Genomic DNA, 19756 nt, shown 5'->3' with positions numbered 1-19756 from the left:
GGCCGACCGCCGACGCGGCGGCAGAGCCCGCACCGAGCGGCTCGACCTGGTCGCGAAACCACCCCGACGCCCACTCGACCCCGGCGCCCGCGGCTGGTCGACGCCAGGCGGGGGAGCAACGACCTACCTGCAGCCGCCACCGCGGTGGCGCGGCACCTCGATCCAGGTGTGCGGGCTATGGCCGTTCCCGGTCGGCAGCGGCGCCCCCATGATCGGCGTACCGCTCGGGCGCAGCCTCAGGAACGACGCGACGATCTGCTGCGACCCGATCAGCTGGTTCATGCGCGCCAAGCTGATCCTCAACCCGTCGGCCACCATCCTCGGCAACCCCGGCCTCGGGAAGTCCACCGTCGTACGCCGGATGGTCCTCGGCCTGGCCGGATACGGCGTCCAGCCGCTCATCCTCGGCGACCTCAAACCCGACTACCGCGACCTGATCGAAGCCCTCGGTGGCCAGGTCATCGACCACGCGCCCGGCCGCGGCAACCTCAACGTCCTCGACCCCGGCGAGGCGATGGCCGCCGCCGAGCGCGCGGTCGGGTCACAGCGCACCTGGCTGATCTCCGGCCCGGCAGCGCCGCGCGAACACCGTCAGCGGCCTCATCACCATCCTGGGCGCCGGCAGCCCACCGACCGACCGGGAAGAGGCCGTGATCGGCCGGGCGATGGAGATCCTCGACAGCCGCCACCACGGCGTACCGGTGCTGCACGACCTGCTCCAGGTCGTGAAGGACGCCCCCGAAGACGTCCGCGCCGCCGCCCTCGACCGCGGCGACATCGCCCGCTACCGCGACCTCACCGAAGGCCTCGAAGCGACCCTGACCAGCCTCGCCGAGGGCACCTCGAAACTCGGCACGATCTTCTCCCGCCACACCACCCAGCCGATGCGCCGCGACAGCCCGGTCGCGTTCGACCTGTCCGGCATCGACGACGGCCAACTCGACCTCCAGGCCGCCGCATTGCTCGCGTGCTGGTCGAACGGGTTCGCCACCGTCAACGTCTCCCAGGTCCTGGCCGACGCCGGCCTCGAACCCCGCCGCAACTACTTCGTCGTCCTCGACGAACTGTGGCGGGCGCTGCGGTCCGGGCGCGGGATCGTCGACCGGATCGACGCCCTCACCCGGCTCAACCGGCAACGCGGCGTCGGGCAGGTGATGGTGTCCCACACCATGTCCGACCTGCTCGCCCTGCCGGCCGAGGAAGACCGGATGAAAGCCAAGGGTTTCGTCGAACGCTCCGGCATGGTGATCTGCGGAGGCCTGCCCCGCTCGGAGATGGACCAGCTGACCGAGGTCGTGAAGCTCACCGAGGCCGAGATCGACATGGTCTCCAGTTGGCAGGACCCGGCCGCCTGGTCCGCGCACGAGGACGGCGAGGGCGATCCGCCCGGCCTGGGGAACTTCCTGATCAAGGTCGGCGGCCGTACCGGGATCCCGATCCACGTCGACCTGACCCCGGTCGAACGCGCCCTCAACGACACCAACAAGCGCTGGCGCGACGCCGACGCGGTCGCCGAACTGACCGATGAGCTGGCCGACACCCTCACCGAAGGTGCCGGGGTCAGTCTGGACGGCACGCTTGAGGAGGTGTACTGACCCGTGGTGCAACGCGAACGCGACCCCAACAGCCTGCTCGCACCACAAAACGTCGCCGCGATCATCCTCATCGGCGTCGTCTTCGCCGCCGGCGCGATCGCCTGGGGGTCACTCAAGCTCGGGATGGCCTGGGCCGGTACGACGGCCGACGTACCGAACAACCCGCTCAACCTGCTCCTGCTGCTGTTCGCCGGCCGGATCCTATGGCCGCGTGAAGCGACCTATTCCGCCGGAATCATCGCCGCGGCCGTCGTACTGCTCACGATCGGCGTACTGGTGCCGGTGACCCGGCTGCGGAGCCGCCGGACCCGGGTCGATCCCGCGTCACGGCACCTCGGCCGCGGCCGCGACATCGCCGCCACCTCGAAGACCAGTGTGGTCGCCACCGCGCAGCGGCTCGGCGTCATCGCCGACAACCCAGGGGTGTTCCTCGGCCAGACCGTTGCCTCCGGCGCCGACGTGTTCGGCGCCTACGAGGACATGATCGTCGACATCGCCGGCCCCCGGACCGGGAAGACCACCTCGCTGGCCGTACCGGTCATCGCCGACGCACCCGGCGCGGTGATCGTCACCTCCAACAAACGCGACATCCTCGACGCCACCCGCGGCCTGCGCGAAGGCGACGACGAGGTGTGGGTGTTCGACCCCCAGCAGGTCGCCGCCGAGCAACCGACCTGGTGGTGGAACCCGCTCAGCTACGTCGTCGACGACGACACCGCCCGCGAACTCGCCCAGCACTTCGCCTACGCATCCCGGCCCGCCGACGCGCGGGCCGACGCGTTCTTCGACAACGCCGGCCTCCAGCTACTCGCCGGCCTGCTGCTCGCCGGCGCCCGCGGCGGACACCCGGTCAGCCGGGTCCACTCCTGGCTGACCAACGTCAACAGCACCCAGCCCGAGCAGCTGCTGCGCGACCACGGCGACATCACCATGGCCGAAGCCGTCGAAGCCATCCGCACCGCCCCCGAACGGCAGCGCGGCGGCGTGTTCGGCACCGCCCAACAGATGGCCAGCTGCCTCGGCTCCAGCCGGATCGCGCCCTGGGTCAACCCCCGACCCGCCCCGCGCCCGGAGTTCAACCCGCACCACTTCGTCCGCCGCGGCGGCACCCTCTACAGCCTGTCCCGCGAAGGCGCCGGCAACGCCGGGCCGCTCGTCACCGCGCTCACCGCCGCCCTCGTCAAAGCCGCCGAGGACTACGCCACCACCCGCCCCGGCGGCCGCCTCCCCGTCCCGATGATCGGCGTCCTCGACGAGGCCGCGAACGTCTGCCGGTGGAAAGACCTGCCCGACCTCTACAGCCACTACGGCTCCCGCGGCATCGTGCTCATCACCATTCTGCAGTCCTGGGCCCAAGGCGTGGGCTGTTGGGGCGAGCGCGGCATGGAGAAACTCTGGTCGGCCGCGAACCGCCGCATCTACGGCGGTGGCGTCGACGACGCCGCGTTCCTCGACCGGCTCAGCAAGCTCATCGGCGACCGCGAACTGCTGCGCTCCTCGACCTCGACCAGCAAGCAAGGCACCTCGGTCAACCGGCAGCTGCAGCGCGAACAGATCCTCGACATCGCCGAGCTCGCAGCACTGCCCGCCGGCCGCGCGATCGTGTTCTCGTCCGGGGTCGCGTGCGACCCTGATCAGGTCGATCCCCTGGATGGACCGGCCGTACGCCGACCGCGTCCGCGCCTCCCTCGCGCGGCACGACCCCGGCGCACGGAACGTCATCAACCCGACCATCGCGCCGACAGGAGAGCCCTCGTGACGCTGCCCGACACCGAATGGGACGACCCGGCGTACGGCGACGACGCCCACGTCGCTCCCGAGGACGCTGGTCCCGTTGACCGGCGGCGGTTCGGTCGGCGATCTGCCGCATCAGTCGCCTCGGGCACCTGATGTGCTGCTCGAATGACATTGGTCATCAGAGGGTGAAGGAAGGCGTGAGGAGTCACCAGCTGGACTCGGAGTTCGGCGTCGACGAGCTCTGTCCGGAGACGATAGAACTCAGCCCGTGCGCGGCGCTGCGATTCCTCACCCGCGTTCTCATCGCGCCGGTGCCACACATCGATGCCAGCCACCCGGAACCGAACCGCTGCACCGCCGAACGATGCATAGGCATCTAGTCGCTCCTGCCGGGCCCGTTCTCGAGAACCCAGCGTGTACATGTGCTCATTGGTGCGGCGCTGGAAGATGTATGTGAGAGCTGATCCCGTCAGCGTGCCGAGCACGGCGATGATCGCGGCAAATGCAGGTTCCACCCCAGGGATTTCAACGCCCAGCCAGCACCCTTGTACAGAACGACGCCCCACATTCACCGACTCGAACCGAGCCGAGATGCTGTGTGCAGTATCGCCACGGACCCGCCAACGAGAGCATCCACGCTCGGGGAACGGCGCAATGGCACACGACAAGTCCGAAGGCGCGAGGATCGCTTGTCATGAGCGCGCGAACCACACACGAGAGCCCAGCTGAGTCCGTCCTAGTGACGCCGGCGCCAGGCACGGCGCCGGTTTAGGGCACCGCTGGGGCGGTCTCTTCGAGGACATCGAACCGCAGCGCCCGGCTGGGCGGCCGCAGGAACGGGCTGCGCTGGCGCTGCGACCACAGCACTGGGTTTCCAAGGATGTCGCGGGCCAGCCGGTGGCGGCGCTGCAGGACGACACCGATGGACGGGATGGTGGCCGGCTCGATCTCGTGGATGAGCTCGCCACCATCGGTGGTCCGCACGCGCAGCACCTCCGCCGCAGCGGCGGCCGTGAGCTTCGGCTCGACGCCGGACAGGTCGGCCAACCGACGTTGGACGAATCGGCGGCGACCGTCCCGGTCGACTACCTCGTACGGATGCCAGAAGGGCGCCACGTTCCTGCCCGGCCGATAGGCGTACGTAGGCGTCTCCGCGGGTTCCCCTGAGCGCTCCTCGGGGTCCGAGGTCACAGATCCGCTCACCTCTTGCCCGTCGACCCGACACTCGACGGCCCAGAGGACGTTGGAGTACTCGTCCAGCCCCAGCAGCACCTCCTCGACGGGCTGACCCTCGATCGGGCTCATGGCCCGCAGCCAGACCACCAGCGAGGACGTGGTGAAGCCACTCGTTCGGAAGAGATTCCAGTCTGCGGGCGGGGTCACCGGATAGACGTCGCCGAACGAGTCGGTCACGGTCACCGACGACAGCGTGACAACGGAACCGACAGAGCCGTCAACGGGGAACAGGAACCAGTCGTCGCCGTGCGTCGAGATCAGCTCGATCAGCAGCGTCGTCGCGAAGTGGCTGCTGTCTGGCGGGTAGCCAGCGATGTCGACCGCTGCGTCCTCTATCTCCCACCAGCGGCTGTTCGGCGCCCCGGGGTAATGCAGTGCGATCGGGTACGCCTGGCCGGGCAGGACTTCCCCGCCTGCGAGCGGACCGGTGGCGGAGGCGGAGAACCAGTCGACCCTCCCGCCGCGGTGCCGCGACAGCTCCAGCGACGCAGCCTGCCCCGCCAGGGGGAACGCCGCCGCGTACACCAGCTCCGCCGGATCCCACCGCGACGGTCGTTCTGGCGGGGTCCCGAAGCCGGCGAGGTCGGCGGCCGAGAGCCCCAGCCCGCCGGGCGAACGCCAGGCCGCCAGGCCGTCCAACGCTCCGGCCAGCTGCTCGTAGGGCGGCGGCGGATGGGTCAGCAGGTACTTCGGGTCGACGAGCTGCAGGTCGACGGCGTGATCGCGAGCCACTGCGGCGCCGACCCGGATCCGTCGCCCGATCGTCCACCAGCTCTCGACCTCGGCCTCGACGATTGCTTCAGCCGGTACGACGGTCGGGTCATCGAGCGGCAGGTCCGCCGCCGGCAACAATGAGGTGTGGACGCTGTCGTGGTTGACCAGCACGGGAGTCGTCGCGTTCTCCCCTTGGTGCTCGCCCATCTGCCACTGCCGGGAGAGGAACCAGACTGGATCGTGGATCGCAGCGGCGAACCCGGCAGCCAGGCTCCGGCGGGTCGGGTCCGGCTCCAGCCGGAAGTAGGTCTCGTAACGGTCGGCCATCAGAAGACCGTCCCGTCGAGCCTGATGCCGGTGTCCCCGGTCGACGGCAGCATCGACGTCGGTACGGCGGCGAGCAGCTCACCCAGGTCTTCCGGCCGAGCCGCCCGGGCGTGGGCGAGCTGACGGGTCTCGGCCAGCACCCGCACCAGCCCGGCCGTGTCGGCGGGAGCGCCATAGGTCTCGGACAGGTCGTGCGGCACGGCAAGCAGGATCGCCTGCGGCGGCCGGGCCGCGGGTGCGTTGAAGCCGAACGCGGCGGTGGTCGCCTGTCGCCGCCGCGGCACCGTCTCGCTCCAGCTGTCGATCAGGCCGACTGCGGCGTCTGCGCCCGGTCCGGCATCCCAGACATCTACCAACCCGTAACCCGCGACAAACCGGGGCAGCGTCTCGCTTGGATCGCCACCAGGTGCGGTCCGCCGGATTGCGAGGGCAGCCAGCGCCGCCGTGCGCCAGTGGTCGTCGGGTGCGCTGGACGTCGGGGTGAACCCGGAGCCGTCGCCCACGAGCGCGGACAGCTGCAACGCCTCCAGCCGAGCGAGCTGCGGGCGGACCGCGGCAACGACCGGCAGCCAGCCCGCATCGAGTGCATCGTCTGGAGCAGCCGAAAGGCCGGTGATGCCGAGCAGCGATGCAAGCGGCATGCGGCCGAGCACCGCGAGCTGCCCCTCCGGAGCCGCGAGCTCGGCGATCGAGCGGCCGATCGGTTCCCGGGCGTCCGCCGCCGGCGCCGCCCGCAACCGTGCGCCGAGCGCCGCGGCGGCCTGGATGGTCAGGCCGGGCAGGAGGGCCGGATCTTCCGGCTGGACCCCGTCCAGCAGCGCCGCGTACAGGGCAGGTCGCTCGGCCTTGCTCACCATCGGGGTGATGCCGAAGCGCAAGGCCGCCCGCAGCGCGACGATCTCAGCGGCCGGATCGGCTGCGGCCGCCAACAGGTCCAGCGTCGACTGCGCCAAGGCGCGCAGGGCCGCGTACCGGTCCTTGAGCTCCGCCAGCATCGCCGCGTCCAGAGCGGCGATCACCGCGGGGTCATCGGCTGGGACGTTGCGGGACAGATCGCTCGCCAGCGCCGGCTGGGTGCCGCAGGCGCGCACCAGGCTGGCCGCCCTTCGGTGGAACTCCGGACCGGTGCCAGACGACGGCGCAGCGCCGAGCCGGTGCCCGGCCATCCCGCTGAGCAGTTCTGTCGAGAGGGCGAGCGTGTCAGCCGGCTCCAGCCCGAGGTCGGCCAGCGTAGCGACCGCCGCGCCATCGGACCAGGTCCACGCCGCAGCCGGGCCGATCGTCGAGACGAGCGCGGCGGCGATCGACGCGTCCGCGAGGACCGCCGGCGACGCATTTGGTCCCGCCGGGACGTACGGCAGCGCGCTCAGCACCGCTGTCGTCAACCCGTCGCCGCCGAGCGGGGTCTCGGTGAACGCGAGGCTCGGCGGCCCGGCCAGTCCGGCAGCGGCATCCATCGCAGCGCCAGCCAGATCCGCCCGTCCACTCACCACCTGGTGCACGCCCTCGGCCACCAGCAGGTCTCCGTACGCGTCAAGACCGTCACGCAACGCCTCCAGCGCCACCCGCTGGTCTCCGGACACTGGCACCGGAGGGCCGGCCGACAACAGCGCCGGCAAGGCCGCGAACCCCGAGCAGACCCGGCCAGCCTCGTCCTGGCCGGTGTGCATCGGGAACATCGACCGCAGGGTCCGGACTGGTTCGGCCGCCCCGATCACGCGCTCGACCTGCCGACCAACCACTTCGTGGATGTGTGCGCCGATCCGCACCTCCTCGGCCAGCTCCTCGGCGAGCCGGACCCGGTCCGAGTCGAGCTGCATAGACCACTGGTCCCGCCCGCCCGGATCCACCAACCGGTCGGTGACCGCCTTATCGCGCAGGATCACCGCGGTGAGCGCCTGCGCGTGCGAGGGCGCATGCAGGAGTCCACCTATGGTCGGTCCCGGTGAGCCGAGGATCGGGCCGTCCACCCACCCATAGACGCCGAGGCGGAACCTGGTGTCCGGTCGGCCGGCGAGATAGGCCAGCCGCCGACCAGCCATCCCGACCAACCAGGGGTCGGCCCGGTGCGTCGCGGTGTCCAAGGTCGCACGCAGCGCCCGCTCGAGCTGGGCGACGACGTCCGGCGGCGACTCCGACATCATGATCTTGTACAGCACTTCCAGGCCATCCCGGTGCACCCGCCGGAGAAAGCCGGCCGGATGATCGTCCGGGTCGCCGTCGGCCCACGTACGTCCCAGCTCGCGCAGCCGGGTGGGGAGTGCCGTGTCCCCGAGTGGCTCCTCCAGCAGCGCATCGGCCGACCCGGTGTTCACAAGGACGTTCGTCGCGGTCGCCAGGAGCGTCGACAGCAGCAGCAGTCGGACCAGCAGGCTGTCCGGCAGGACGTCGTGCCACTCCTCACGAGCGGCGTCATACGGGAAGAACGGCGCGCGCACCAGCACGTCGAGTAGCTGGGCCAGTCCGGCCTCGACGGACATCGCCGGAACCGGGTTGCCTTCGTCGTCGACCCGACCCTCGTCCCAGAACCAGGGCGGCCACACGGTTGGCGCGACGAGGGGGATCTTGACCGGGTCGACTTCGTCGGCAGACAAGTAGAAGCGCGCGGGCTCGCGACTAAACAGCTCCTGGGCGACGCGGTAGACCTCGCGGACCGTGTCGTTGAACAGATCCGCATCGGTGCCAGTCGTCGCGTCGTAGAGCGCGGCCCACAGCTGGGTCGGCAGGAACAGCCGGTACGCATAGCCCGCCGACCCGGCGTCGCGACCAAGCAGCTCCATCAGGCCGTCGGTGTCGGCGCCGACGGCAGTGCCGCGGGCCAGTGCCGCAGACGCCGACGCGGTCCGCATCGTCAGGAGCGTCGGCAGCATCCGCTCCTCGCAGGCCGCGAGGTCGCCTTCTTCGGTTGCCGGCCGCCATGCGCTCATCTGGGCGGTCGGCAACAAACCGTACGGCTGGTCCGCGATCCGTACCGGTGGCAGCGGACCCTCCGGGCGCAGCAGATCGGCCGCCCACGCGCCGAGCCGCTCGGCCTCTTCGCCAAAGCCCCAGACATCACGCAGGTGGTGCCCCCACAGCGCGGGCCACAGCGCTCGCACCAGCACCTGGTCGAGCCCGCTCAGCCCCGCCTCGGACGGGATCGAGGGAAGCGCCGCGTCGTCCCCGGTCAGGTGTCGACCGAGCTCTCGAGCCGGTATGCCGGACAGCCGGCGCGCCGCGACACTGCGCCAGCCACCCGCGTCGTGGCCGAGGCTGACGGCTTGCGTGCCGTCCACGGCGTTCGTCGGGACGCCGAGGGGCAGCGTGGCGAGTTCGCCGGCATCCACCTGGGCGCGGAAGTGCTCCGCCGGGTTTTCTGCGGTCAGGCCGACCGCGTAGACCACCGCGATGTCCGACGGCCCGCGACCGTCCGGGAGGATGATCTCCAGTCCGAGGCCGACCTCGCGAGCAGCTGCGAACGACACCCACCACCGGTCGGCCTGGTCGACCAGGGTCCCGTCGTCCAGCACCCGGCGTCCGACCACGTCAAACACCAGCGCCGACGTGTCGACCGCCGAGGTCGCGAGCAGCGTCGGAGGCTGTCCGGTGAACGCGCACCAGATCTCGATCTCCGTGGGGTAGCCACCGATCCGGTTCGGCGGCGACTGGTGGTCCACGCCGGTCGCGCCGACCGCCACCGCGTCGTCCACGACCGAGGGTGGCGCAGCGCCGACGAGCCACGCGGCCCGGGCCGGCGACACCTGCGTGCAGAAGGTCTCCCAGGCAGTCGGCACGAGATCGCGGGACAGCCAGTCGGCGGGCGGCAGCGCCCGGTCAGCCGGCCCGAGGGCGTCGTAAGTGTCCTGCCACATCGCGGTGAGCAGCCGGATCTCGCTCGGGGTTGGGTCCGGGTCGTCCCGCCGCACCGACGCCTCGTCCGGGACGATCCGCAGCAGCATGGTCCAGTCCGCGCCGGCCTGACGGAACAGCGTCTCGAGCCGGAGCGGCAGCAGCACAGCGACGTCCCGAACCAGCGCTGGTCGGTCCTCCGCCGAAATCGACAACCGTGCTCGTACGGCGGACGCGACTAACTGGTCGAGCGTGTCGTCGCCGACGATCGTGCGAATCGCGGGCAGCTCGGACGGCCCCGGCCGCCTGCCGGCCATGGCCGCCAGCACGAGCTCGGCGGCGCCGGCGCTGAGCGGGGCACCGGACATCGCCCGCCGCACCGGGTCCGCCGCCACGACCGCCACGAGGTCGTCGGCGTTGAGCGGACCGGACAGCCACGCCAGGAGGGTCAGCTCGGCATCCAGGTCGGGGAGGTCCGTAGCTGCGGCGAGTAGAGCAGCTTCGTTGGCGGCTTCCGGGCCGACGGCATCCCACGATGCCAGCTCGGCCTGCAACGCAGGGACGCCAGGGTCGTCCGGGTGGAGGGCGTCCAGCTGCGCCTGGAGGTCGGCCCGCGTGGCCGTGATCTCGGCGACCGCGTCGGAGAGCGCCTGCAGCCGGCGGCTGAGGTAGCTCACTGCAGCTCCAGCCCTTTAGATTTGAGAAAGCTCCCAGACGTCGCCACCCGGGTCGGTTTGTCGATGGTGTCGAACGCGAACTGCGCTGCGGGAGTGAGCCCGCCTAGCGCCGCGCCGGACGGGGCGACCCGCCGGAACCGCAGCTCGGAGGGCGGCTCGTCCAGGACCAGCCAGTACTGGTCAAGCTTGGCCGGGTCTATGTCGAACGCGAAAAACACGACGTCCGGGGCCAGCGCACCCTGGAAGATCGGCCCGAGGAACTGCCGGTCAGCCTTGTCCGCCGCGGCGAAGCTAAAGGACGGCGTGGCGGTCAGCGCATCGTCCACGTCCGCCGTCGCAGGTCCCGGGGGTTTCACCAGGTAAACCATCGTCCTCGGATAGCGGCGGAACAGGTCGGTCCGGAAGACGATGACGAGATCACGCTTGCCGGTGGTGTCGCCCGGTTGCAGCACCTGATGGTCCAGGTCCCCGAGCTCCGAGCCCGCCCGCCAGGTCGCCAGCGGGCGGATCTCCGCCTCGGGGAGCCCGGTCTCGAAGTTGATGTGCCGCCAGAACATCAGGAGCGGCGTGGCCCGCCGGTCGATCGGCATGTTGCGCCAGTGCAGCTCGTTCTGCAGCTGCGTGTTCAGCCCGACCAGGTAGGCGTCGATGAACGTCGGGTTGGTCTGCATGGCCACCACGGAGTGCTTCTGCAGGGTGCCGATCCCCGGCAGGATCCACTCCTTGGCGCGGTCTCGCAGTAACGTCCAGGTGGGGAAGTCCAGCCCGACCGGCACCTCGAGCGGCCCGAGGTCGTCGAGGGCGATCCCCGTGATGCGGGCCTGGATCCGGCGCAGCGCCGGAGGTTCGGCACCGTAGGGGTCGATGGCTGCGGCGACGGCGTCGGAGATCAAACCGAGGTCCGCTGGCGCACAAGGCAGCGGCTGGGGTGGACGCAGCACTTCGGCGAGGAATTCTCGGATCGAGTCCATGTCGAGGCGGCGGTCTGGTCCGACGAGCGGTGGGTCGCGGACGATGCCGGGCGGCAGCTCGGCCAGCGGGGGTAGGCGGAGTGACCTGGCGACCGAGTCGACGTGCGGTGTGCCCGCTGGGGTGCCGGCTGGAGGTGGGCATCGGTTCGCCGCTGCGATCAGAGCTGGCCGACTGACGAACCCGGTCGTGGTGTGCCGGGTCCAGGCTGCCCCACGGCGGAGCAGCCGCCGGGCGGCCGATGAGAACAGCGCGGCCTCGAGCGGGCTGGCCCCGCCGACCAGTGCTCCCAAGGCGCTGCCGGACGGCGTCCGCAGGCGGCGCATCAGGGGGGCGAACGTGTCCAGCCGACGGATCGGGTCGGCTGGCAGCCGGCGGCTCCACAGCGACCGTGCCGCAGAGAGGCCGAGAGCCAGCTGCCCGATCAGGTGACCGGCGAGGTCGAGTCCACCGAGCTGCCGGGCGGCGGCGTCCACGAGCTCGTCCTGCGCCTCGAGGCCCATCCAGAGCCCGAGCCCGGCGGTGCCGCGGAAGCGGGGATCGGCGTTCAGCGTGGCGGTCCACGTCGTCGCGTCAAGGTCGGCCACCCATGGTCGGCCGTATGACGGCATCGTGAGGATCGAGCGTCCCAGCGGGTCCGACAGCGCCCGGGCCGCCGCGACGAAGAGCGCCAGGTCAGCCCGCGCCGCTGATTCCGGTGCCCCGTCCGGGTCCGTGCCGAGCGTGGTGATCGCTCCGCGTACCTCCAGGTCGGCCTGGACCTCCCCGCGCGCGTACGTTAGCGGGGCGCGACCGAGCTTGCCCACCGACCGCGGTGTGATCTGGAACGCGAGCGTCTCGAAGTCGCCCGCCTCGGCGGTCCAGAACCGCCAGGAGTAGAGCACAGGCAGTGCGGCCGGCTGCCTGCCGCGATCCGGGTCCCACGCCGGCTGTCCGGTGTCGTCGTAGGCGGGCACCACGACCGCGACGTACTCGGTCGCCGGGTAGAGCTCGCGGCGTGACAACAGGCGGGACGTGCGCCGACGACCGTCGTCCTGCACGTGTGCCCAGCGGTGAGAGTCGGCGAGCGGGTGCGCGGTGAGCACCGACGGCTGCAGCACCGCGACGGTCGTCCCGGCCAGCCGGAGCTCCGCGGCCGTCCCCACGAGCACGACCAGCCACGGCGACAGCCGGTCCGCGGCAGCCGTCGCCGGGGTGTACCGCCAGGGCAGGTCCGGATCGCGGAAGTCGACGTGGACGAACTTGGTGGTCTCGGCGTCCCGGGCCAGCGGTCGTGGCGCGACCCCAAGGACGGACCCGGGCCTGAGGGCGGCGACGTCGCGCGCGGCGACGAGATGGAAGGGCACCGCCCCGGCTGCGACGTCGGGTCCGTGTAGGTCCCGCAGGGTCAGCGGCAGTGACCCCACCAGGCGCCCGTCCTTGGGGGTCGGGTCGGCGACGAGGTCGTACATCGGCGACCGCTGCCAGCTGAAGAAGGTCAGGTCGCTCACAGCGGGACCACCACGTCCGCGCTAGGCACCGGCATCGAGCCCGGCTGTTGCCGGGACAGCTGGAAAGCCTGGAACGGCGTCTGTGCTGACGCGGTCACCGAGCCCGTCGCGCTCACCAGGTCGAACGTCTCCGATGTCACGGCCACAACGGCCGGTGTCACAGGCATCGGTGGCGTGCCCTCCCGGGCCTGCAGCGCCGCGGAGAGCGCTTCGGTCATGTACGACCCTACGGTGGCCGTGAGCTTCAGCCCCTCGACCGGCCGCTTGATCAGATCGATCTTGGGGGGGTACGGCGTGGGGTTCGGGGCGATCCGGTCGCCGGCACTCCCTAGCCGTACACCGGACCGCAGCTCCTGGAAGGTGGCGTTGTTCAGCGACTGCGACGCCTTGAGGTCGAGCGAGGTGAACCTGCCCGGGCTGAACCAGTCCCGCTCCTCGGTGATCGTCCAGCCCGGAGGTGCCTCGAGTTGCAACTGGTGCGAGCCGGCCAGCGGGGCGCCCTCGAACCGGTCGACGAGCGTATCCAGCGGCGCCCGCTTCTGCTCCCAGATCAGGCTGCCGAGCGGTGACACGAGGACGCCAGCGACAGGTGCTTCAGGCTTCAGCACGACGCCGGCATCGAAGCCGTCCGCCCGCAGGTTCTCCAGCTTGGCCAGCTCGGGCTCCATCGCCCGGACGATGCTCAGCACCGGATCGATCTTGTCCCCGACCGAGCCGCCGAGTTCGACCGTGATGCTGCCGGAGACCTTGAGAAAGAGCAGCCGGACAGTCGCCTCGCCATGCACCACCAGCGGTCCTGGCCCACTCAGCCGGCCGCGGATGTCCACACTGCACAGCGAGACGTCGAAGACCTCGACCGAGAAGCCGGCCGCGAACTCGATGTCGAACATGAAGGGGCGGAATTGGATCAGCGCGTCGAAGGTCAGGTAGCCGTGTGCACTGATCGGGCCGAGCTCGAGGCCGGCCTCCACGTGCGCGCCGAGCTGCAGCGTGTTGGAGGTGAATGCGGTGTAGAGCTCGAGCCGCAGGTAGACCCGGGCGACCACGCTCACATCGAGCACTGCGCCGACACGCGGGATCGCCGGCAGGTTCAGCGGGCCAGGGTCGAACCGCGGGTGGAAGCCACCGATCGACAGCAAGATGTACGGGTTGTCGCCGTACGACAGGCGAAATGCCATCCCACCGGTGAGTCGGAAGATGCCGAGCGCGTGGGAGTTCACCAGGTAGGCGTCCAGCGACAACAGCCGCTGTTCGAAGTCCAGGACGCCGAGGAAGTCCATCCTCAAGTACAGCAGCGCGAATGTCTCATCGGCGCCGATCAGCACCTTGATCGAGCCGAGGATGATGATCTTGGAGGGACCCGGCAGCTCGATCAGGACTGCCACATCGAGCCGGACGATGGGTGCCAGCCAGCCGATCTGGAAGGTAGGCCCGACGACGAACGTGTCGGCGGCGACGGGGAAGAACGCGTCCAGGTCGCCGAGCAGCGTCGGTGCGTTCGCCACCGGGTCGTCGCAGAACAGCACGTTGCCAGCCGCCCCGCTGGCCAGCCGTTCCCGCAACAGATCGGTGTTGGCGCGTCGGTTCAGCCCCACCAGCCCGCCGATGCCGGTGACGGCGAAGCCGAACCCGAGCTGGATCCCCGGCCAGAACCGCACACCGAGCACAGCGACGAATGACATACCCGCGCCCGGCGCATGCTCGACGATGCCGTACGCGGTCACGCCGAGAAACGAAAGCTTGAAATGCAGGACGCCGGCGTACCGGTCACCGGCCAGGTCGACCGAGAGGTATCCACCGCCCTGCATGACTCCTGCGTCCATCTCGACGCCGAGCCCGACTGGCGGGCGGAACCCTAGGTCCAGCTGTGCCGGGCCGAGGTTGCCGCCGCCGCCTGGAAAGTCCAGCGTCGCCGACAACCCGATGCGCTCGATGAGCACGTCCAACGGCCCGAGTCCGACGTGAACCGTGGCGGTGAGCTCGACGGGGATCCCGCCACGCGCGCTGGGTGCGAGCCCGATATAGACGGTCTGCAGCTCGATCGGGCCGAGCCAGCGGTTCACCGGGAACCGCGCGGTCAGGTCGTCGCTGCCACCCAGGTAGGCCTGGCCGCCGGCCCAGCCGATCCTGAGGTCGACGTCCGCCTGGACCGCATCCTTCGGGATCAGCGCTCCGATCAACGCGCCGGCTTCGCTCACGTCGAGCAAGAATGTCGCGCCAGTCAGCCCGATCTCGACGAAGGGCTGCGGTGCTGCACCCGTACCGGGTCGTACGCCGATGTCGAGCGTGAGCGCGGTGTACTCCACCCGGGATCCGCCGGGAATCGACAACAGCGTCGTGGGCTGGTCGCCGCCGGCGATGGTCAACCGCAGCGAGACCCGCCTCGTCAGCGCGCTGAGCGGACCGTCGCCGAAGACGCCGACCTTGACGTCGACCGAGCCTGGGCGGACGTTGACAGCAACCCCGGCCTGCACGTCAGCGAGGCCATCGACGTCCAGCCCTACAGACTCGGAGACGGCGAACTGTGCCTTGGTGCTGCCGCGGACGTACGGCACGAATCCGACCCCTCCATCGGCACCTGCCGATGGGCGCAGGCCGTAAACCGAGACCCCAACGTCGACGGCTGCGGGGCCGAACCCCTTGAGCAGGCTGGCGAACAGCTGCAGCTTGGGGTCGGCGTCCGCCTCAGGCAGCGACCGCCCCGTAAGTCGCTCCTCGGCCCGTCGCGGCAGCGGCCGGGTCTGCACCGGCAGACCGACCAGTCCCAGCAGGCCGCCGATCGTTAGTGCCAGCGCGTCTACGGCGAGGTCGGGCGTCCCCCAGCCGAAGGTCTCCCGCACCAGCCGCACGGGATCGGTGAGCAGCAGGGCGAGGCGGTCCCAGCGAACGATATGACGCAGGTGTGCGGTCCGGAAGTTCGTTGGATCTGCGTCGAACGGCTGCAGCACGAAGATGCCGGCCATCGCGCCGACGGCGAACGCCGGCGGAGCGGAGGTCGAGACCGTCCGCATCACGACGAGGTCGAAGAGTCGGGGGAAGAACTGCCCGGCGATGTCCGTGCGGGCTAGCCAGTCGGGGCTCGCCTCGAAGCCCGCCGCGACGTTGCGCAGCCGGGACACGAGGTCAGGCACGGCCGTCGCCAACCCGGCGTACGCGGCTCCGACCTCGATCGACGTCCCGGAGACCCGAGCAGTGGTCAGCGCATCGAGCCGGTCGAGGACGGCGGAGAAGTCGATTCCACCGAGACCGGGGTCAGCGATGCCGGGTGGTGGCGCGAAGCCGAGCGCGGCCAGCAGTCGTTCCGCGCCACTCGGTGAGGCGATCGTGGCCTGGAGATCATCTAGACCTCCGGCGAGGACGGCGAGCGCCTGCTCCAACGTGCTGGCCACGTCACACGTCCAGCTTGGTCGTCGAGTCCTCGGTCCATTCGCCGTTCATGAAGTCGAAGCTGCGCGTCTTCTTGACCACACCCAGCTCCGGTGCCTTTCCGAGGAGCGCGGTCAGGTGCTTGCGCGGCTTGTCCAGCACCTTGTCGACGGTCGGCCAAGGCAGGATCGACCCCTGCCCCTCAATCGAGGGGTCGGTTTTCAGCTGGTCCAGCTTGGCCTGCGCCCGTCCGGTCCACAGTGGCAACCAGCCGCCGGCCGGAGCCGGCCCGGCGAGGTTGAGCGCATCCGGGTCGGGCGCTCCAGCGTCGTTGTCGAAGCCGAGATGCTCGGCCCACAGCCGCCGGCGGAGTAGATCGACGAGGGGATGCTGCAGCATGCCGGGCTCGGGCAGGACGACGAGGTTGACCTCGGTGTTGCGCACGTCCTCGGGCTGCGCGTCATGAAGCAGCTGGAAGAAGTCCAGCGAGGCGCCGTCGAGATTGGCCGATCCGGCGGTGGCCCACCGGTCGTCGATGATGCCGACCTTCGTGTGCACGTAGTTCGGGACGATGCGCGGACGCGGCTCGCCCGCCTGGGTGGGCTCGTGCGTCCATCGGGTGAAGACTCCCAGCCGCTGCAGTGCCGGTGGTGCCAGGCTCTTGCGCATCCGGGTGATCAGGGCGGTCTGCCAGGTCGGGTAGAACGGGACGTCCGGGCCGATGTTGATCAGCATGATGACCTCGAGCGCGGCGCGCTGCGGGTCTTTCAGCGCGAGGATCAGGGCGTTGGCGATCGCATCGTTCGTGAAGTACTGGTTCTCGAGATAGATGTAGCTCTCGGCCACCGCAATCGCCCGCAGGTACGCCTCCAGCACACCCTTCTCCCCGGCCGCCGGATCAGGGAAGCGGCCACCGTCCAGCGTGCGAACCACCTGAAGCGTGGCGGTGCCGTCGCCTCCAACGGCCGGGCCCGGCCGCGCGATCGCCGGGATGGGTGCGTCTGGCTGCACGAGGTTCCAGTGCAGCCGGAACGCCTCGTGCAGATCGGCGACCGCGGGCCCGCGCACAGCCGCGCTCACGTCGTGGATCGGAGTCGCGTCCGCCGCTCCGCGGCGCGGGTCGTTGATCGGATGGCTGCCGTAACCGCCGAAGTAGGATTGCATGAACGGCGAGCCCAGGTTGACGGCCTCCACGCCATCGACGATCGCGATCTTGGCGTGCGTCGGACCCATCGCGGCGGTCGGCGTGCCGTGCGGCTCGATGGTGGGTTGACCCGCCTGCTTGAAATAGCGCTTCACCTCGTCGGCGGTGGTGGCCACGCCCCACTCTTGAAGCAACCCGAAAACGAGCAGGACAAGAATTGCTCCCACCACCGGGATGAGCAGCAGACCGAGCACCACGAGGTGGCGCTCGACGACCGGCTGACTGATCAAGATCCTGACCTTGACGCCTCCGGTCCGCGCCTTGAGCTCCAAGATCCGCTCCGGGCGTGCGTCGTCCCACCGGATGCTGCGAGGCGAGTCAGCGGTCGGCGGCGGACTGGCGAACTCGAACACGATCACCGGCGTCTCGTCGCCCGGGTCCGCGTGGAACCTCTTGGGAACGTCGTACTGCATCTGCATGAACTCGATCGAGGACGTCGCCCGATCGAGCAGCCTGCCGAGGTGCCGCCACGCCTCGACGTTGTCGACCAGCCAGCTGACGGCGTTCCCCGAGCTCACGAACGCCGCCGTGCCCGTGCCGAGGGTCACTTGGAGACCCTCGGCCTCCGCGGGTGGGACGATGAAGTCCGGGAGGGCGTGCACGGGCACCGCCTCGTCATCGAACGCTGCGCGGGCGAGCTCCCGGCCGGCCCGGTCGGTCACCTGGACCAGCAGGCGGCGCGCCGGCAGCCCGAGAGTTCCATCTGCGCCGTACACCAGTGCGAAACGACCGTCGGCATCGGTGATCTGGCTGGTCAGCAGGAGATCGGCAAGCACCGCGGACAGGTCCGTGACCGTCACCCGCAAACCCACCCATGGCAGGCCACCCACGCCCCGCAGGACGCGGCCCGTCGTCGACGTGCTCACGCTCGCCCCCACACCGTCGAGTTAGCCAACTGGCACTCTCGACATAGCAACTCTCACTGACCATTGACGACGCGTCAAGGTCAAGATCCCGCGTGGCCGCAACGCCGCGCCGGTCTCCCGCGGGCCAGTCGATGACCACGCAACCAATTCGGGTGTCGGCGTCGCCGGTAGCAGCGCCATGAAACCGCGCGCGCCCACGCCAGTCCATGAATGCAGCGCCATCAGAAAGTCGAGCGGCTGCCGCATCCCTACCCCCGAAGGAGATGAGCCTCGACCTGCTCACTTCCGGATCGCCACACCGACACTCGGGCGCCCTCAGCGGCCACCCTCAACCAGGCTTAGATCCGCAGACCCAGATTGTTGGCGTCACTCCCCGCTGGCTGCGGCATCATGGTGATCATGCCACTCGCGTCCCGGCTGTTCGCAGACCCTCGCAATGCTGAACTCGAGACATGCCTCGTCGAGGATGCCGCGCATATCCTCGTGGGTGCGCGCGGAGCCCATGTCGCGTGCATCCAGATCGCGCTTAGCCTTCTCAGCGACGGTGCCGTCTTCCTCGTTATCGACGGTGTGTACGGGCAGGCGACGGCCGCTGCAGTCTTCGACTACAAGGACGCCCGCCACATCCTCGGCACAGGTCAGGTGACCCCTGACGAAATCGTCGGCAAACGAACGCTGCAGAGCCTTGACGATGAGATGTCGATCTTCGAGGAACAGGCAACTGCGACCGACGAGTTCGTCTCGACGACCGTTCTCGGTGCGCCGCACGATCACTCGTCCTGCGCCTTGTCCAGCTTCTCGGCGCCGGGCTCCGGCGGTCGCGTAAACCACTTCGGCCTTCCGGTGAATCCTCTTCCAGGGCGGAGCATCAACATCGGCGGCGAACACGAGACGGACTACCTCGGGTTCGAGGACTTCGTTACGGATCCAGCAGTCATCGGGCCGCCGAGGCCGCTCACCAGAACACTGCGCGACCATTCGGTGCAGAACATCTGCCTGCGGGATACGCCCATCTCGATGAACCAGTCGACGGCCGCGGGTCGCGACGAGATACTCCGCATCGCAGCCCCCGGCTGCCGCGTCACGTTCTGCGGGGACGTGCAGCAATTCCGTCCAGAACTGCAATCGCTGGGCAGAGTCGACCTTCAATTCCTGATGGCGGATCCGCGCTTCCTGACCCCGCCGACAGCGACCGCGGACGCACTGGTCATCACAACTCCGTGAGCAGGCAGCAATCCTCTGCCCCTGACGCTGCCGTCAAACGCGTCCACCACAAGGTCGCATCTAGTCTCCGATGACTCTGTCGTGACGCCCCTGCCGTGCGTGAAATCGGGGTGGTCACGCTGCGAGGCGTTGGAAATCCCATCTGAACGGCGACGGGGTGCCGCAGGCGGACGAGATCTCAGCGAACGTGGACAGGTTCTTCTTCACCTGCCACTAACCGGTGGGAGCTCCGGTCGTAAAGCCTGGACTCGAAGAGTGTCGTCAAGCGCGGGTTTTGAGCGGATCGCCCCCAGCAACTGTTGGGCGCGGGCTCGGCCGGCAAGTCGCCCGGTTAGGGTGTCGATAGCCGCGTTATGTAGAAACAAATGAGCGTTTGCTAATTACGTGCGATATGGCGGGCCTACGGCTCGAGCTTTGGTACGGAACCAACGGCGAAGCCGAAGCGTCTACAGAACATGGCTGAAGAGTCCGAATTGGGCGCCCTTGGCGTGCTCTACGCCGCCGAGCGAGCTGATCTAGCCGC

Annotated in this window: 9 protein-coding genes; 3 read left to right on the top strand and 6 right to left on the bottom strand. The window is 69.8% G+C overall.

Annotated features, from left to right (window positions below):
- Positions 1-123 precede the first annotated feature (123 nt).
- Complete coding sequence (locus OG555_RS19300; protein ID WP_329484297.1) at positions 124-402, bottom strand: hypothetical protein; 279 nt, start codon at positions 400-402, stop codon at positions 124-126.
- Between the two features lie 248 nt (positions 403-650).
- On the opposite strand from OG555_RS19300, the gene OG555_RS19295 reads away from it, so the two are divergent.
- Both OG555_RS19295 and OG555_RS19290 read left to right on the top strand, forming a co-directional pair.
- Positions 651-1595, top strand: a complete 945-nt coding sequence (locus tag OG555_RS19295) for a hypothetical protein (protein ID WP_329484296.1) — start codon at positions 651-653, stop codon at positions 1593-1595.
- 6 nt (positions 1596-1601) lie between these two features.
- The gene (locus OG555_RS19290; protein ID WP_329484295.1) at positions 1602-3485 is read left to right on the top strand and encodes a type IV secretory system conjugative DNA transfer family protein; all 1884 of its coding nucleotides are present in this window, start codon (positions 1602-1604) and stop codon (positions 3483-3485) included.
- 615 nt (positions 3486-4100) lie between these two features.
- On the opposite strand, the gene OG555_RS19285 is transcribed toward OG555_RS19290, so the two are convergent.
- From OG555_RS19285 to OG555_RS19265, 5 genes are read right to left on the bottom strand one after another with little or no spacing between them, the layout of a single operon-like run.
- Entirely contained in the window at positions 4101-5609 is a 1509-nt protein-coding gene (locus OG555_RS19285; protein WP_329484294.1) for a hypothetical protein, read from the bottom strand.
- On the bottom strand, positions 5609-10114 hold the full coding sequence (locus tag OG555_RS19280) for a hypothetical protein (protein ID WP_329484293.1): 4506 nt from the start codon (positions 10112-10114) through the stop codon (positions 5609-5611). Before OG555_RS19280 ends, OG555_RS19285 begins: the two co-directional genes overlap by 1 nt.
- Positions 10111-12573, bottom strand: a complete 2463-nt coding sequence (locus tag OG555_RS19275) for a hypothetical protein (RefSeq protein ID WP_329484292.1) — start codon at positions 12571-12573, stop codon at positions 10111-10113. The genes OG555_RS19280 and OG555_RS19275 overlap by 4 nt, the downstream gene beginning before the upstream one ends.
- Positions 12570-15962: a DUF6603 domain-containing protein gene (locus OG555_RS19270; protein WP_329484291.1), complete on the bottom strand. Its 3393-nt coding sequence runs from the start codon at positions 15960-15962 to the stop codon at positions 12570-12572. The genes OG555_RS19275 and OG555_RS19270 overlap by 4 nt, the downstream gene beginning before the upstream one ends.
- 1 nt (position 15963) lies before the next feature.
- Entirely contained in the window at positions 15964-18009 is a 2046-nt protein-coding gene (locus OG555_RS19265) for a phospholipase D-like domain-containing protein (protein WP_329484290.1), read from the bottom strand.
- 399 nt (positions 18010-18408) lie between these two features.
- On the opposite strand from OG555_RS19265, the gene OG555_RS19260 reads away from it, so the two are divergent.
- A complete protein-coding gene (locus tag OG555_RS19260) occupies positions 18409-19233 on the top strand; it encodes a peptidoglycan-binding domain-containing protein (RefSeq protein WP_329484289.1) in 825 nt (274 codons plus the stop codon).
- The last annotated feature ends 523 nt before the right edge of the window (positions 19234-19756 follow it).

Origin of the sequence: Kribbella sp. NBC_01484 (assembly GCF_036227145.1) — a bacterium.
Classification (GTDB): domain Bacteria; phylum Actinomycetota; class Actinomycetes; order Propionibacteriales; family Kribbellaceae; genus Kribbella.
Note: the sequence above shows the minus strand (reverse complement) of the source record. Positions and strands in the feature narration are given on the sequence as shown.

What these genes read in the sequence shown, in the direction of transcription:
- OG555_RS19285 (WP_329484294.1), bottom strand. Translation starts at nt 5,609, where the DNA reads ATGGCCGACCGTTACGAGACCTACTTCCGGCTGGAGCCGGACCCGACC.
- OG555_RS19260 (WP_329484289.1), top strand. Translation starts at nt 18,409, where the DNA reads ATGCCACTCGCGTCCCGGCTGTTCGCAGACCCTCGCAATGCTGAACTC.
- OG555_RS19300 (WP_329484297.1), bottom strand. Translation starts at nt 402, where the DNA reads ATGAGCGGCTGGACGCCGTATCCGGCCAGGCCGAGGACCATCCGGCGT.